General features: G+C 72.2%; 13 protein-coding genes. 9 read left to right on the plus strand and 4 right to left on the minus strand.

The features are described 5' to 3' along the window. Positions 1-157: 157 nt before the first annotated feature. Positions 158-1792, minus strand: coding sequence for an FAD-dependent oxidoreductase (locus ABZY44_RS21170; RefSeq protein WP_356656007.1), 1635 nt, complete (start codon positions 1790-1792; stop codon positions 158-160). Continuing rightward, a complete protein-coding gene (locus ABZY44_RS21175; RefSeq protein ID WP_356656009.1) occupies positions 1789-2733 on the minus strand; it encodes a methyltransferase in 945 nt (314 codons plus the stop codon). The genes ABZY44_RS21170 and ABZY44_RS21175 overlap by 4 nt, the downstream gene beginning before the upstream one ends. A gap of 260 nt (positions 2734-2993) precedes the next feature. Between ABZY44_RS21175 and ABZY44_RS21180 the strand changes: the two genes are divergently transcribed. The 5 genes from ABZY44_RS21180 (at position 2994) to ABZY44_RS21200 (ending at position 9227) form a co-directional block, all read left to right on the plus strand. Further along, a complete protein-coding gene (locus ABZY44_RS21180) occupies positions 2994-3497 on the plus strand; it encodes an SgcJ/EcaC family oxidoreductase (RefSeq protein ID WP_356656011.1) in 504 nt (167 codons plus the stop codon). A gap of 79 nt (positions 3498-3576) precedes the next feature. Next, positions 3577-4119 (plus strand): MarR family transcriptional regulator, encoded by a 543-nt coding sequence (locus tag ABZY44_RS21185; protein ID WP_356656013.1) that lies wholly within the window; start codon positions 3577-3579, stop codon positions 4117-4119. Positions 4120-4310: 191 nt separating this feature from the next. Then, positions 4311-4901 (plus strand): DUF4865 family protein, encoded by a 591-nt coding sequence (locus ABZY44_RS21190; RefSeq protein ID WP_356656015.1) that lies wholly within the window; start codon positions 4311-4313, stop codon positions 4899-4901. Between the two features lie 93 nt (positions 4902-4994). Beyond that, positions 4995-7175, plus strand: a complete 2181-nt coding sequence (locus tag ABZY44_RS21195) for an MMPL family transporter (RefSeq protein ID WP_356656017.1) — start codon at positions 4995-4997, stop codon at positions 7173-7175. A gap of 558 nt (positions 7176-7733) precedes the next feature. Next, positions 7734-9227, plus strand: coding sequence for an oligopeptide:H+ symporter (locus ABZY44_RS21200; RefSeq protein WP_356656019.1), 1494 nt, complete (start codon positions 7734-7736; stop codon positions 9225-9227). A gap of 88 nt (positions 9228-9315) precedes the next feature. On the opposite strand, the gene ABZY44_RS21205 is transcribed toward ABZY44_RS21200, so the two are convergent. Continuing rightward, positions 9316-9864 (minus strand): PadR family transcriptional regulator, encoded by a 549-nt coding sequence (locus ABZY44_RS21205; protein ID WP_356656021.1) that lies wholly within the window; start codon positions 9862-9864, stop codon positions 9316-9318. Between the two features lie 138 nt (positions 9865-10002). On the opposite strand from ABZY44_RS21205, the gene ABZY44_RS21210 reads away from it, so the two are divergent. Together ABZY44_RS21210 and ABZY44_RS21215 are read left to right on the plus strand one after the other, a co-directional pair. Beyond that, positions 10003-10572, plus strand: a complete 570-nt coding sequence (locus ABZY44_RS21210) for a hypothetical protein (RefSeq protein ID WP_356656023.1) — start codon at positions 10003-10005, stop codon at positions 10570-10572. 107 nt (positions 10573-10679) lie between these two features. Then, entirely contained in the window at positions 10680-10937 is a 258-nt protein-coding gene (locus ABZY44_RS21215; protein ID WP_356656025.1) for a hypothetical protein, read from the plus strand. 265 nt (positions 10938-11202) lie between these two features. On the opposite strand, the gene ABZY44_RS21220 is transcribed toward ABZY44_RS21215, so the two are convergent. Further along, complete coding sequence (locus tag ABZY44_RS21220; RefSeq protein ID WP_356656027.1) at positions 11203-12168, minus strand: YafY family protein; 966 nt, start codon at positions 12166-12168, stop codon at positions 11203-11205. 63 nt (positions 12169-12231) lie between these two features. Between ABZY44_RS21220 and ABZY44_RS21225 the strand changes: the two genes are divergently transcribed. Both ABZY44_RS21225 and rox read left to right on the plus strand, forming a co-directional pair. After that, a complete protein-coding gene (locus ABZY44_RS21225; RefSeq protein WP_356656029.1) occupies positions 12232-13377 on the plus strand; it encodes an epoxide hydrolase family protein in 1146 nt (381 codons plus the stop codon). A gap of 135 nt (positions 13378-13512) precedes the next feature. Continuing rightward, on the plus strand, positions 13513-14973 hold the full coding sequence (gene rox, locus ABZY44_RS21230; protein WP_356656031.1) for a rifampin monooxygenase: 1461 nt from the start codon (positions 13513-13515) through the stop codon (positions 14971-14973). Positions 14974-15134: the final 161 nt, after the last annotated feature.

The following is a 15134-nucleotide window of genomic DNA, read 5'->3' on the forward strand; positions in this document are numbered from 1 at the left end:
CCGCCCGGCCCGCACCCCGGTGGAGGCGGGACGTGCCCCGGAGACGAGGTACGGCGCCGGCGATCCCCGCCGGCGCCGGAGTGGCCCCGAGGCAAGGGACGGCCCCGCGGCCGACATGGCCGCGGGGCCGTCCCCTTGCTGCCTCAGGCACCCGGTCCTACCGCGCCGCGGCCACCGCCCGGCCCAGCACCGTGTCGAGGTGCCCCTCCAGCGCCGCGCCGTCGCGCGCGCCGCCGCGGAAGGCCACGTACCCGTCCGGCCGCAGCAGGAGGACCGCCCCGCGCTGCGCGCCGAACGCCGCGCGCAGCGCGCCGTCCGGGTCCGCCAGGGTCTGCGTACCGCCGCCGACCGCGCCGCCGAAGGCGTTGCCCACCACGCGGGCGGTGACGCCCGCCCGGCGGGCGGCCGGGGCGAGCTCCTTGGCCGCGAGGCCCGCGGACTCCGGGTCGGCCGGGTCCGCGGGGAAGGCGAGCAGGGTCCAGGAGCCCCGCCCGATCAGGCGGAACAGCCGGCCCTCGGGGGAGTGCAGCGCGGCGTCCGGCACGCGGTCGCCCGCGACCGGTCCCGCCCCGCCGTTCGCCCCGGCCGCCGCCGCGCCGTCCGCCGCCCCGTCCGTCCGCCCGCTCAGCGGGCTGTCCGGGTAGGCGAGCGGCAGGCCGGTGTGGCCCGCCCCCATGTGGTCGAGCGCCTCGTACAGCCGGTCGAACGGCGGCACGGGTCCCGTACCGCCCCAGTACGTGCGGTGGTTGCGCTCGGCGAGGCCGAGGGCCACCGGCCGGCGCTCCGCCTCGTAACTGTCGAGCAGGGTCTCACCGGCCTCGCCGCGAACCACGGCGGCGAGCTTCCAGCCCAGGTTGAAGGCGTCCTGGACACCGGTGTTCATGCCCTGCGCGGTCACCGGCATCAAGGTGTGCGCGCTGTCGCCCGCCAGCAGGAGGCGGCCGTCGCGGTAGGAGCCGGCGACCGCGTTGTACAGCCGCACCCGCCAGTTGAAGCGGGCGTCGTGGAACTCCAGGTCGTACACCCCGGTGACCCGGCGCGCGGCCTCCAGGACCTCCTCCACCTCCGGGTCGCCGGTCCGCCCGGTGTCGGCGACGCCGATGTAGAAGCGGTGGCGTCCGTCGGGCAGCGGCGCGCTGCCCAGCGAGCCCTCCCGCGTCAGGAAGAGGTGGCAGTGGGAGGGGTCGCCCGGGAGCGAACCCGTCCAGCGCGCGTCGACCTGGAGCAGCTGGGTGCCGGAGTAGTGCTTCTTCTCCCAGGCGCAGTCCATCGCGTCGCGCACCGAGCTGTGCGGGCCCTGCGCCCCCACCACCCAGCCCGCACGCGTCAGTTCGCCGCCGCCGTCGGCCGTCTCGAGACGCACGGTGACGCCCTCGGCGTCCTGCGCCACGGGTACGGCCGTACGGCCGCGCTCCACCTCGACGCCGAGCCCGGACAGGTGGCGGGTGAGCATCGCCACGGTGTCCTGCTGCCCGATGAGCAGCGGCCGCGGGTACGGGGTGCCGGGCTGGGCCGCATCGCGGACGTGCGGCGGGTACCCGGCGAAGTGGTGGGTGCGGAAGGTGTACGGCACGCCCGAGGCGAGGTACTCCTCGACCGGCAGGCCCATGAGGTCGAAGACCTCCAGGGAGCGCTGCCACACGGTGCAGGCGCGGGTGCCGGTGCGCGGCTCCGTACGCCGGTCGACGATCCGGACGCGCACGCCCCGCCGGACCAGTTCGATGGCGGTGCAGAGCCCGACCGGCCCCGCACCGACCACCAGTACCTCGGGACCGGGTGTCCCGGGCGTCACGCCCGCTCCCATTCGAGGAGCGAGTGGTACGAGGGCAGTCCGGTGACCCCGCGCAGCTTGAGTCCTGCCTGCGCGGCCAGGGCCGCGAACTCCTCCACGGTGCGCTCGCGGCCCTTGTTGAAGACGAGCATGCGCAGGTCGTACTCGGTGTTCAGCTGCTTGCCCTCGTCCTCGGCGATGACCCGGTCGACGATCATGACGCGGCCGTTCTCGCCCGCGGCCTCGGCGCAGCGCTTCAGGATGGCGACGGACTCCTCGTCGTCCCAGTCGTGCAGGATCTGGCTGAGGACGTACATGTCCGCGCCGGCCGGGAGTTCGTCGAAGAAGCTCTGGCCGACGAGCTCCGTACGGCCGGACAGGCCGGCCGCCTCGAAGCGGGCGGCGCCGCCCTCGACGGTTCCGGGCAGGTCGACCACCGTGCCGCGGGCGGCGGGGGCCGCCTTGAGGATCTCCGCGAGCAGGGCGCCGGTGCCGCCGCCGATGTCCGCGATGTGGCCCAGCGAGTCCCAGGGATAGGCGCCGGCGGCGGCGGGGGCGAGCTTGCCCTGCACGGCGGCCATCTGGTCGCTGAAGGTGTCCGTCAGCACCTGGTCGTCGGCGAGGTCGTCCCAGAAGGGACGGCCGAAGACCTGGTCGTAGCCGGGCTCGCCGGTGCGGACGGCGTGCAGGAGGCCGCCGCAGGCCGCGAGGTCGATGCGGCCGCTCGCACCCTCGAGGTCCAGCCAGTGCCGCATCCGGGAGGGGTGGGAGTCCAGCAGGAGCCTCGAGGTGTCGGTGAGCGCGTAGGTGCCGGCCGCCGTCTCCTCGAAGATGCCGCGGCAGGAGAGGAACCGCAGCAGCCGGCCCAGCGAGTCGGCGTCGGTCGTGGTCTTCGCGGCGAGTGCGTCGCGGGTGTCGATGCCCGCCGCGATGTGGTCGGCGATGCGCAGGGTGGCCGCCACCCGCACCCCGATGGGGGTGAAAACGTCCAGGAAAGCCGGGCGCCCGCCCGGACCCCGCGGTGTCGTCTGTGCCTGGTTGTCGATGGGAATGCACCTCTTCCGAAAGTCTCCGGTGCCTCTGACGGGCGGGCCGATGGTCCTGAAGGGGACTCGACACCGGCTCAAGCGCGGCTGGCGGGGTTGACACGGCCCACTAGATCTCTCTAAATTAGAGATGCACGGAAACAGAGAAGCACGAAATGAGAGCGAAAGGCTCCGTCATGAAGACCAGCACCGCCACCGGTCCCGCCGTCCGCGACGAGGTCCGCGTCCTGCTCGACGAGCTGTCCGACCACTGGAACCGCGCCGACGCCCGCGGCTACGCCCGGCTCTTCACCCCGGACGCCGCGTACGTCCAGTTCAACGGGGTGGTGCTGGACGGCCGGGTGCAGATCGAGGACATGCACGACCTGATGTTCCGCACGATGCTCTACGGCACCCGGCTGCTCTGCGACACGATCGAGAGCGTCCGCCGGGTCGACGAGAACACCGTGGTGGTCGTCTCCACCGGAGCGGCGCTCTTCCCCTGGCAGCGCGAGATCACCGCCAAGCGGCTGTCACGGCAGACGATGGTCCTGGTCCGTGAGGAGGGCCGCTGGCTGATCGCGTCCTTCCAGAACAGCCGGGTGAAGCCCTTCCCGACCTCCGGCCCGCTTTTCCAGGTGGCCTCCAAGGCCGTACGCTTCCGGGTCGACCGGGCCCTGCGCGCCCGGCAGGCCCGCTGACCGGCCGGGACAGGCCGCACACGTGCGAGTCCTCGCCAGTACTCTGGCCGCACCGGACCGGCAGAGAGGCAGCTCGAGGATGCAACCGCAAGGCGACGAGGAAGACCGCTCCTCCGGCACCGAGGACCGCTCCTTCGGCACCCTGATGTCGCTCGCGACCGCACTGCGGGTGCAGGCCGCGCGCACCGTCCTCTTCCAGTCCGCGGTGGCCCAGTCGGTGGGCCTGAACGCCACCGACTTCAACTGCCTGAGCCTCCTCGACCTGGAAGGCCCGATGACCCCCGGCCGGCTCGCCGAGCGCGTGGGACTCAGCCGCGGAGGGGCCATCACCGCGGTGATAGACCACCTCCAGAAGGCCGGGTTCGTCCACCGCCGCCCCGACCCCGCCGACCGCAGACGGGTCATCGTCGAAGCCGTCCCCGAAGCCTTCGCGGAGCGGGTCGAGACCGTCTTCGCCGAGTACCGCGCCGCCCTCGGGAAGCTGCTCTCCGAACTGACCCCGCAGCAGCAGCAGCTGCTCCTGGACGTCACCACCAAGGGCAACGAGATCTTCCACACCGAGACCCTGCGGCTGCTCTCCCGCGAACCGGCGAAGGCCCCGAAGGCCACCCCGGTCTCCTGAGCCCGCCGGGCCCGCCGCCCCCGGGCCCACGCCCTCCCGGCCCGTCACCTCCCGACCCTCACCTCCCGGGCCCCGCCGCCCCCCGACCCCCGACCCACCGCACCACCGCGGCTCTAGCGCGTCACGTCACACTCCGGTCACCGGCAGCCCTGTCCGCCGGCCCGAGCCACACCGGATGAGGTGACCCGACCGTGCTGACCGCCCACTACTCCATCACCCTGCCGGCCGACTACGACATGACCGGCATCGCGCGGCGCGTGGCCGACCGTTCGGACCCCTGGGACCTGCGGGCCGGACTGCTGATGAAGGCCTTCTGCGTCTCGGAGGTCAGGGCCGAGGGCCACAACAGCTACGCCCCCTTCTACATATGGGCCGATCCGGCCGAGTTCGGATCCTTCCTCACCGGAGCCGAGTACGCCGGACTGTGCTCCGCGTTCGGCCCGGTACCCGTCCGCACGGGCGTCGTCCTGCAGCAGCACCTCGGCACCGGAGGCACCTCGTACCTCCTCTCCGAGAGCGAGCCGCTCGGCCCCCTGACCGACCTGAGAGCGACCGCGCGCGCCGAGGAGGCCCGCCACCTGGCCGTCCTCGAAGACCCCGCCGTCCACTCGCACATCACCGAACTCGACCCGGCCGCCATGACGGTGACCCGGCGCACCCTCCTGCACGAGGGACACGACGCCCCGCGGCCCAAGGACGGCGTCCGCGTGCTGCGCGTACTGCACCTGTCCCGCCCCCCGCAAGACCAGAACCAGCAAGACCACCAGAACCAGTCCACCTGACGTCCAGGCACATCCGCCCGGCGCTCGAGCGAGGCTCATGCCACGCTCGACGCCGCTGTGGAGATCTGGGCGAGTTGCCTAGACAAGGAGTGCATGGTGACCACCACCCCGGTCAGGGGCGTCGGCAGCCCCGCCACGCCGCCACCCCCGCGCAAGACCATTCTGGAACGCACCTCGGCCTTCAGCCAGCGCCACCGCTGGACTGCCCTTTTACTGTGGACAGTCATCCTGGTCGGTGTCTGGGGCGGAGCCTCGGCCGTCGGAGACAGTTACCACGACGACTTCTCGCTGCCCGGCACCGAGACCCAGCAGACCCTCGAGGTCCTGGAGGAGCACGGCTCCCCGCAGGTCGGCGACAGCGTGGAGATCGTGCTGCGCGACGAGGCCGGCCTCGCCGGCGCCGACACCCAGCAGCGGGTGACCGCCATGCTGGACGAGGTCGCCAAGCTCCCCAAGGTCGCCCAGGTCCAGAGCCCGTACACGGAGACCGCCGCCGTCTCCAAGGACGGCACGATCGGCTACGCCACCGTCGTCCTCAAGGGCAAGACCGAGGACATGGAGAAGGCCGACACCCAGCAGATCCTCGACACGGCGCGCAAGGCCCAGACGGACCAGCTGCAGGTCGAGCTGGGCGGTGACGCCGCCCGCAAGATCGCCGAGCAGGAGAGCGGGGCCGCCGAAGGCACCGGCATGCTCGCCGCGCTGGTGATCCTCGCGATCATGTTCGGCACGATCATCGCCGCCGGACTGCCCATCATCACCGCCGTGTTCGCCGTGGGCAGCACCCTCGGCGGGATCGTGATCGTCTCGCACGTCTTCACCATCGCCAGTTACACGCCGTACATCCTGATCCTCGTCGGCCTCGGCGTCGGCATCGACTACGCGCTGCTGATCTTCGCCCGCTACCGCGCCGAACTGGTCAAGGGGGCCAGCCCGGAGGACGCCTCCGCCAAGGCCCTCGACATCGCCGGCCGTACGGTCTTCTTCGCCGGCTGCACGGTCATCGTCGCCCTGCTCGGTCTGGTGGCGCTGGGACTCGGCTCCCTCCAGGGCACCGCCGTCGCCCTCGCGCTGACCGTGCTGGTCACCATGCTGGCCTCGCTCACCCTGCTGCCCTCCCTGCTGGCCATCTTCGGCAAGCGGTTCGCCCGCCAGTTCACCGCCAAGGCGCAGAAGCGCGTCGCCAAGGGCAAGTCCGCCGAGGGCGGGGCCGCCTGGCGCCGCTGGGCGACCGGTGTCCAGCGCCGCCCGCTGGCCGGCCTGCTGCTCGCCGTGGTCGCCCTCGGCGCACTGGCCGCACCGGCCCTCGACATGCGCCTCGGCTTCGCCGACGCCGGCAACGACCCCGCCGCCTCCACCAGCCGTCGGGCCTACGACCTCCTCGCGGACGGTTTCGGCCCCGGTTTCAACGGTTCGCTCGTCGTGGTCGCCGAAGGTGACAGCCAGGCCGGAGAGGCCCTGTCGGCCAAGCTCAACTCCACCCCCGGCATCGCCGCCGCCACCCCCGCGTTCCCGGCGAACGACCAGAAGGCGTTCACCGTCATCGTCTTCCCCACCTCCGCGCCGCAGGACGCCAAGACCTCCGACCTCGTGCACGAGCTGAGGGACAACGTCCTGCCCGACCTCGCCAAGCAGCACGAGGCGACGTACCTCGTCGGCGGCGCCACCGCGGCCGTCGTCGACTACTCCGACACCGTCGCCAAGCGCATGCCGGTGTTCATCGCGATCGTCGTCGGCCTGTCGCTGGTGCTCCTGGTGATCGTCTTCCGCTCGATCCTGATCCCGATCAAGGCCGCCCTGCTGAACCTGCTCAGCATCGGCTCCGCGCTGGGCGCCATGACGCTGGTCTTCCAGAAGGGCATGTTCGGAGTCGAGCCGGGGCCGATCGAGGCCTTCCTCCCGATCATGATCTTCGCGATCGTCTTCGGCCTCTCCATGGACTACGAGATCTTCCTGGTCTCCCGGGTCCGCGAGGAGTGGGACCGTACGAAGGAGCCCGCGACGGCCATCCGCGAGGGCGTGGCCCACACCGGCTCGGTCATCGTCGCCGCCGGCCTCATCATGATCTCGGTCTTCGGCGCCTTCATGCTGGGCGGCGACCGGATGCTCCAGCAGTTCGGCTTCGGCATGGCCGTCGCGGTGTTCGTCGACGCCATCGTCATCCGCCTGCTGATCGTCCCGGCCGCCATGCAGCTGATGGGCCGCAAGGCCTGGTGGATCCCGGCGGGCCTGGACAAGGCCCTGCCCAAGCTCAACATCGAGAAGCACGGCTGACCTGCCTCACCCCGCACGCGCGGCGGCCCGGGACGGACTCCGTCCCGGGCCGCCGCGCGTCGGTCGTCCGCAGGCCGTCCGCCCGACGGCGCACGGTGTCCGCGCAGGTCCGGCGCTGCTGTAGTCCATCGCGAGCCGCACCCGCTTTCCTGACGGTGTGCGGGGCGAAGCGCCAGGGCGGCCCCACCGACGGCGAGCATCCCCCCGCCCCGTCGCCGGTGGACCGCCCTGGATCCCCCCTTCCCCACTGCGGCGCCTGGGCCCCCCTCCTCAGGCGCCGCACCCTTTCCCGGCCGGTGCCGCTCCCCGAGCCTCGGCGCTCCGCCTCCGAGCCTCCCGGCGTCTGCGCGCCTCCGCGCCCGCGCCGAGCCTCCGCGCCAGCCCCGAGCCTCCGCGGCAGCCCCGAGCCGCCCGCCGCCCCGAGCCGCCCGCCTCGAGCCGTCCGCGAGTCGTCCCCGAGCCGTCGTCGAACGACCCTCGACCCGTCCCCGAAGGACCGCGGCGACCCTCTGCCCCTGCCCGCGTGAAAACCGTACGCACGAGAGGAGACGAAGACCGATGGCCGCCCCGACCCAGCCCCGCCTCGCGCCGCATCCGTCCGAACAGTCCGCCACCGGACTGCTCGGCCAGCCCCGCTGGTTCCTCACCCTGTGGGGCACGGACATGTGGGAGCGCTTCAGCTTCTACGGGATGTCGGCCATCCTCGTCCTCTTCGCGACCGCCTCGTCCGCCGACGGCGGCCTCGGCATGTCCAACGAGGACGCGGCCCTCCTCTTCGGCCTCTACATGGCCTCGGTCTTCATCGCCTCCGTGCCCGGCGGCTGGATCGGCGACCGCATCCTCGGCTCGTACCGCGCCGTCCTCTACGGCGGGGTCCTGATCGGACTCGGCCACCTCTCCATGGCCGTGCCCGCCACCGGGTTCTTCTACCCCGGTCTGCTGCTGATCGCCGCCGGCACCGGCATGCTCAAGCCGAACATGGCGAGCCTCCTGAGCGCCTTCTACGACCGCCAGGACCGCGCGGGCCGCGACGCCGGCTTCGCCATCTTCTACATGAGCGTCCAGGTCAGCGCCCTCATCGCCCCGCTCGTCGTGGGCGCCGTCGGCGAGGGCGTGAACTGGCACCTCGGCTTCGGACTTGCCGCCCTGGGCATGGGCGCGGGACTCGTGCAGTACGTCCGGGGCGCCCGCCACTTCGCCGGAGTCGGCAGCGCGCCCGAACGCTTCGCGACCCCGCTCCAGCGCACCCGCGTCCTGCGCCTCTCCCTCGCGGCCGCCGCACTCGTCCTGGCCGGCTACGGGACGGACGCCCTTCTGGGCGCCTTCGAGATCGGCCACGTCATGGCCCTCATCGGCCTGCTGTGCGTGGTCTCGCCCGTGGTCTGCTTCTGGCGTCTCATCCGCAACCCCCTGCTCAGCGCGGGGGAGCGGACCCGGGTCAAGACGTACATCTGGCTCTTCCTGGCCTCGGCGGTCTTCTGGGCGCTGTTCCTCCAGGGCGGCTCGGTCTTCACCCTCTTCGCCAAGGAGTCCACCGACCGCGAGGTGTTCGGGACCACCGTGCCCGCCAGCTGGTTCCACGCGGCGATCCCGTTCTTCGTCCTCGTCACCGCGCCGGTGTTCGCCTGGCTGTGGAAGCGTGCCGGAGACCGGATCCCCACCGCCGTGAAGTACGCCGTCGGAATGGGGTCCACCGGCTGCGCCTACCTCCTCATGGCACTCGCCGCGCTCGCCGCCTCCGGCGGAGAGCGCGTCTCGCCCCTCTGGCTCGTGACCTCCTTCCTGCTCCTCGCGGCCGGCGAGGTCGCCTTCGCCCCGGTGGGCATGAGCGCCACGACGGCCATCGCCCCCGCCACCTTCACCAGCCAGATGGTCTCGCTGTTCTGGCTGTCCGGGGCGCTGGGCGGCGGGGTGGGCGGCAACGCCCTCAAGGTCTCCGGCCACGAGGTCCCGGGACCCGGCTACTTCCTCGCCCTGGGCCTGGCCGCCCTCGTCGTGGCCGGCTCCCTGATCCTGGCCCGCCGCCCGCTGACCCGCCTGCTCGGTGTGTGATCGGGGCGCCGCGCGATCCGGCCGTCGCCGCCCTGCCACCGGACGGAAGAACGCCGTCCGGTGACAGCCGGGATGACCCGGAAACCCCCTACGGCGCGTCGGCCCCGGCGGGGGGCTGCCGGTCTCCGGGCATCTGCTCGAGGGCCCACCGGGCCCATTCCCGCTTCATCGCGCTGCCGCGCAGCCCGTACTCCAGCACGAGACGCCCGGAAACCGACAGCGGGTCACCCGCCCAGTCGCGCGAGGCGAGCAGCCCCTCGAGCTCCGTGATCTGCTCGGCCTCCGCCTCGGCGATGCGCACGAGCTGCGCGCGGGCCTGATCGGTCGGCAGGAGACCGAGGAAGAAGACCCGCAGCATCCACTCGCTGCGCAGCGGCTGGGGCTGGGCGGGAGTGGTCAGCCAGCGCTGCAGCTCGGTACGCCCTTCGGGGCGGAGCGTGTACTCCTTGCGCCCCCGGGGGCCCTCGGCCGATACGTCGACGAGTCCGGCGTCGGTCATCCGGGTCAGTTCCCCGTAGACCTGGCTCTGCGTGGCCCGCCAGACGTTGGCGAGCGTGGTGTCGAACAGCTTCATCAGGTCGTAGCCGCTGGACGGCCGCTCGGCGAGCAGGCCGAGGAGTGCGTGGCGAAGGCTCATGACCACACCCTACCTTCCACTCTTGACAGGTCACAATCGCAGCTTCTACATTCGACCTGTCACTAATGGAATATCCGCTAGCGGCGCGGACCCTCCCCGTCGGACGGCCCCGACCACCCGAGAAGAGACGGCAAAGACATGAAGTCGAACCCCCTCCTGAGCCTGGCCCCCTGGATCGTCTTCACCCTGGCGGCCGGCAACGGTGTCGCCGCCCAGTGGTCCGCCGCTCTCGCAGCCCTGGTCGCCCTCGCCGCCGCGGTCCCCTCGCTGCTCACCGGCCGCCCCAAGCTGCTGGACGCCATGGGAATCGCGACCTTCGCGGCGCTCTCCGCCCTCGCCTTCGCCGGCGGACACGGAGCCCAGGCCTTCGTCACCGACCACGGCCGCACCGTGGCCACCGGCGCCCTGGCGGCGCTGATCTTCCTCACCCTGCCCGTGCTGCCCTTCACCGAGCAGTACGCCCGCGAGGAGGCCCCCCGGATCGTGTGGAACACCCCCGCCTTCAAGAAGACCAACCGCCTCTTCTCCGCGGCCTGGGGCGGTGTGTTCGCGCTGATGACCCTCGCCCACCTCCTCGCGTCGACCGCCCCCCACAACACCGGCCTGGACGTCGTCTGCAACTGGATCGTCCCCATCGTCGCGGTCCAGCAGATGTTCACGTTCATGAAGCGCTACCGCGCCCGGCAGTCGGCCCCGCGGACCGCGTAGCGCCGCGGCAGGCCCACTGGTCCGGCTGGTCCGGCAGTACGCGGCGAAACGGCACGGCCCTGCGGCGGGCCCGACGGCGGGAGGGTCCTTCCAGGCGTTGCGGTCATGTGGATAAGGTCAGGTCCTGGCTGCTCGTACGGGGATGGGGCGACGTGTTCGAACTCGGTTTGTTCTTCGGTGTGATGGGTCTGGCCGTGCTGTGGATGGTGCGGATCCTGCTGCGCCGAGGCAACCGGCGCACGGAGACCGCGGAGGGCCTGCGGATCGAGCAGGCCCGCAGGGAGCAGGCCCACCACGACCGGATCTCGTACGGCGCGACGGCCCTGCACAACTCCCCGACGCACGGCATCGACCCGAGGCCCTGAGACCGGCGGCCCCGTCGGGGGAGACGCGCGTCACGTCAGCCGGTGTCACAGGGGATCGGGCTACCTCGTCCCAGGGTGTGCAGGCACCGACGGGCACCGACAAAGCACCGAGGAGCACCCCGTGGACGCGCGACTGAACTTCTTCAACCCGGACAAAGCTCGGCCGCATCGGGCCGGTCGCCGACACCGGGGCCGTCCCTGACGAACTGGAGCAGCGGTCCCGCCGCAGCCGCACCGACCCCCGGCAGGGCCCGGCAGGGACGACCTAGCGCGGCGGCGTGGAGCGCGCGTAACGGTCCGCCAGCCGGCGCAGGTGGAGGACCAGCTCCTCCGGCCCGGTGACCTCGAAGTCGAGGTCGAGCAGGGCCAGATGAACCGCGAGGGTCTGCACCGTGTCGGCCCCGGTGACCAGCACGCAGCTCTGCGCGTCGACCGCCTCGACCGTGCCGACCGCGGGGTTGATCCGCTCGATCACCGCCCCCGCCGGCGCGTGCACGGTCACCCGCGCGTGGTGGCGCCAGGCCGCGCCCGACACCCGCCGGGAGACGTACGCCGCCACGTCCCCGCCCGGGACCTCGCGCGGGGCGAACCGTGGCCCGGTCGGCGTACGGGGCACGATCCGGTCGGCCCTGAAGGTCCGCCAGTCCTCGCGCTCGACGTCCCACGCCACCAGGTACCAGCGCCGCCCCCAGTTCACCGCCCGGTACGGCTCCACGACCCGACGGGTGGCCGAACCCGCGTGGTCCAGGTAGTCGAACCGCAGCCGCTCGCGGTCGCGGCAGGCGGAGACCAGCACGCTCAGCACGTCCGCCGACACCGTCGGGACCGGTCGGTCCGCCGGTACGGCCACGGTGTAGGCGGCCAGGGCCCGCACCCGCCGCCGGAGCCGCGAGGGCAGCACCTGCTCCAGCTTGCCCAGCGCCCGCAGTGCGGTCTCCTCCGCACCGGGTACGGCCCCCTGCGCCGCGGTGCGCAGCGCGACCGTCACCGCGACGGCCTCCTCGTCGTCGAGGAGCAGCGGAGGCATGGCCGCCCCGGCCCCCAGCCGGTACCCACCCGTGGTTCCGCGCGTGGCGTCCACGGGATAGCCCAGCTCGCGCAGCCGGTCGACGTCGTTGCGGACGGTACGGCCGCTCACCCCGAGGCGCTCGGCCAGTTCGGATCCCGGCCACGCCCTCGGAGTCTGCAGGAGGGACAGCAGGCGCAGCAGTCGTGCGGAGGTATCGAGCATGAAGCTCACCCTCCCGATTCATTAGGAACGGGTCGTGCCTATATCGAGAATATCGTCCTACCCATGGAGAACAGCAGCAACACCGACGCCCGGATCCACCCGTTCCGCATCGACGTTCCGCAGGACGAGCTCGACGACCTGCGCGCCCGCCTCGCCCGCACCCGCTGGAGCAGCGAGATCCCCGGCACCGGCTGGAGCCGGGGCGTGCCCACCGACTACCTCAAGGCCCTGGCCGCGTACTGGGCCGACGGCTTCGACTGGCGCGAGGCGGAGGCGGAGCTCAACGAGTTCCCCCAGTTCACCACCGGGATCGACGGCCAGGACATCCACTTCCTCCACGTCCCCTCGCAGAACCCGGCGGCCGTCCCCCTGCTCCTGCTCCACGACTGGCCGTGCTCGTTCGTCCAGTTCACCGACGTCGTCACACCGCTCGCGGAGCACTTCCACGTCGTCGTGACCTCCACCCCCGGCACCGGCTTCTCCGGCCCGCTCGCCGGGGCGGGCTGGAACACCGGCCGCATCGCGGGCGCGTTCGTCGAGCTCATGGCCCGGCTCGGGTACGACTCCTACGGCGTCCAGGGCACGGGCGGCGGCGCCTGGATCGCCGCCGAGATGGGGCGCCGGGCTCCCGACCGGATCATCGGCGTCCACGTCAACGGCCTGGTCACCTTCCCGTCCGGGGACCCCGCCGAACTCGAGGGTCTGACCGCGTCCGAGCAGGAGCGCCTCGCCCGGCTCGAGGACTTCCAGCAGGACAAGATGGGCTTCGTCGCCATCCAGTCCACCCGCCCGCACACCCTCGCCCACGGCCTGCACGACTCACCCGTCGGCCAACTGGCCTGGATCGCCGAGAAGTTCAAGGAGTGGACGGACCCCGCCTCCGAGCTCCCCGAGGACGCCGTGGGCCGCGACCGGCTGCTCACCAACATCAGCCTCTACTGGTTCACCGGCACGGCCGGCTCCTCGGCGAACCTCTACTACGAATCGGGCCACGACCCGAGCGCCTGGTCCCCCAAGCCGCGCGGCACCGTCCCGACCGGCGTGGCCGTGGCCCTGCCCACCGACATCGCCATCCGCCGCTTCGCCGAGCGGGACCACCACATCACCCACTGGACGGAACTGGACCGGGGCGGCAACTTCCTCTCGATGGAGCAGCCCGAAGCCTTCGTCGAGGACGTCCGCGCCTTCTTCGCCGCGCCCGGAGCCTGAAACGACACATGGCAAGGAGGGGTAACCACTCCTTGCCACTCTCAAGATATAGCGCACAGGGGGGCTTGCGGCAAGGCCCCACTCCTCCCGCAGAATCACTCGCTGAAGCCCGGACCTGCGGAAATGAGAACCTTGATGATCGACGTGATCGTTGTCGGCGGCGGACCGACCGGTCTGATGCTGGCCGCCGAACTGCGCCTGCACGAGGTGCGCGTCGTCGTGCTGGAGAAGCTGACCGAGCCGACCGAGCAGTCCCGCGGCCAGGGTCTGCACGCGCGCAGCGTCGAAATGATGGACCAGCGCGGCCTGCTGGACCGGTTCCTCGCGGTCAGCGAGAAGTTCCAGGTCGGCGGCCTCTTCGGCGGCATCATGAAGCCGTGGCCGGACCAGCTGGACACGGCCCACCCGTACGGCGTCGCCACTCCGCAGCCGGTCACCGAGCGACTGCTGAACGAGCGCGCCCTCGAACTCGGCACCGAGATCCGGCGCGGCTGCGAAGTGGTGGGCCTGAGCCAGGACGACGACGGGGTCGGCGTGGAGCTGGCGGACGGCACCAGGCTCCGCTCGCGCTACCTCGTCGGCTGCGACGGCGGCCGCAGTACGGTCCGCAAGCTGCTCGGCGTCGACTTCCCCGGCCAGGCCGCCACGGTCGAGACCCTGCTGGGCGAGATGGAGGTGACCGAAGACCCGGCGGTGATCGCCGCCGCCGTGAAGGAGGTCAACAAGACCCAGATCCGCTTCGGCGTCGTCCCCACCCAGGGCGGCCTGTGCCGCGTGATCGTGCCCGCCGACGGCGTGTCCGAGGACCGTACGGCCGAACCGACCCTCGAGGAGTTCAAGCAGCGGCTGCGCGCCTTCGCGGGCACCGACTTCGGCGTGCACTCGCCCCGCTGGCTCTCCCGCTTCGGCGACGCCACCCGCCAGGCCGAGCGCTACCGGGTCGGCCGGGTCCTCCTGGCCGGCGACGCGGCCCACATCCACCCCCCGACCGGCGGCCAGGGCCTCAACCTCGGCGTGCAGGACGCCTTCAACCTCGGCTGGAAACTGGCCGCCGCGGTCGACGGCTGGGCCCCGGAAGGCCTTCTCGACACCTACGAGTCCGAACGCCACCCGGTGGGCGCCGCCGTACTGGACAACACCCGCGCGCAGATCACGCTGATGGGCGGCGAACCGGGCCCGACCGCCCTGCGGGCGCTGTTCTCGAAGCTGATGGACTTCGAGGAGGTCAACCGGTACGTGACCGGCATGATCACCGCGGTCGAGATCCGCTACGACTTCGGTGAGGGCTCCGACCTCCTCGGCCGCCGCATGCGGGACGTCGAACTGAAGCAGGGACGCCTGTACTCCCTCATGCACGAAGGCCGCGGACTCCTCCTCGACGGGACGGGCCGCCTCTCGGTGGAGGGCTGGGCGGACCGCGTGGACCACGTCGCGCACGTCACGGAGGACCCGACCACCCTGCCCGCTCCCGCGATCCTCCTCCGCCCGGACGGCCACGTCGCGTGGACCGGCGACTCCCAGGAGGACCTCCTCACCCACCTCCCCACCTGGTTCGGAGCCCCCGCCGACCAGCAGCCGGCCGCCCCGGACCACTGAGCGGGCCGCCCCGGCGCCCCCCTCCCCGAGCCGGCCGCCTCGCCCCCCCCGTGGCAGGGCGGCTGGCTCCCGGATCCGGCCGGACACAACCCTCTTGCCGCGGGGCGAATAACGCTGTTATTTTTCTAACACGACGTTTTCACGACGACAGCGGGGGTTGG

This window comes from Streptomyces sp. NPDC006544, assembly GCF_040611715.1.
GTDB lineage: Bacteria > Actinomycetota > Actinomycetes > Streptomycetales > Streptomycetaceae > Streptomyces.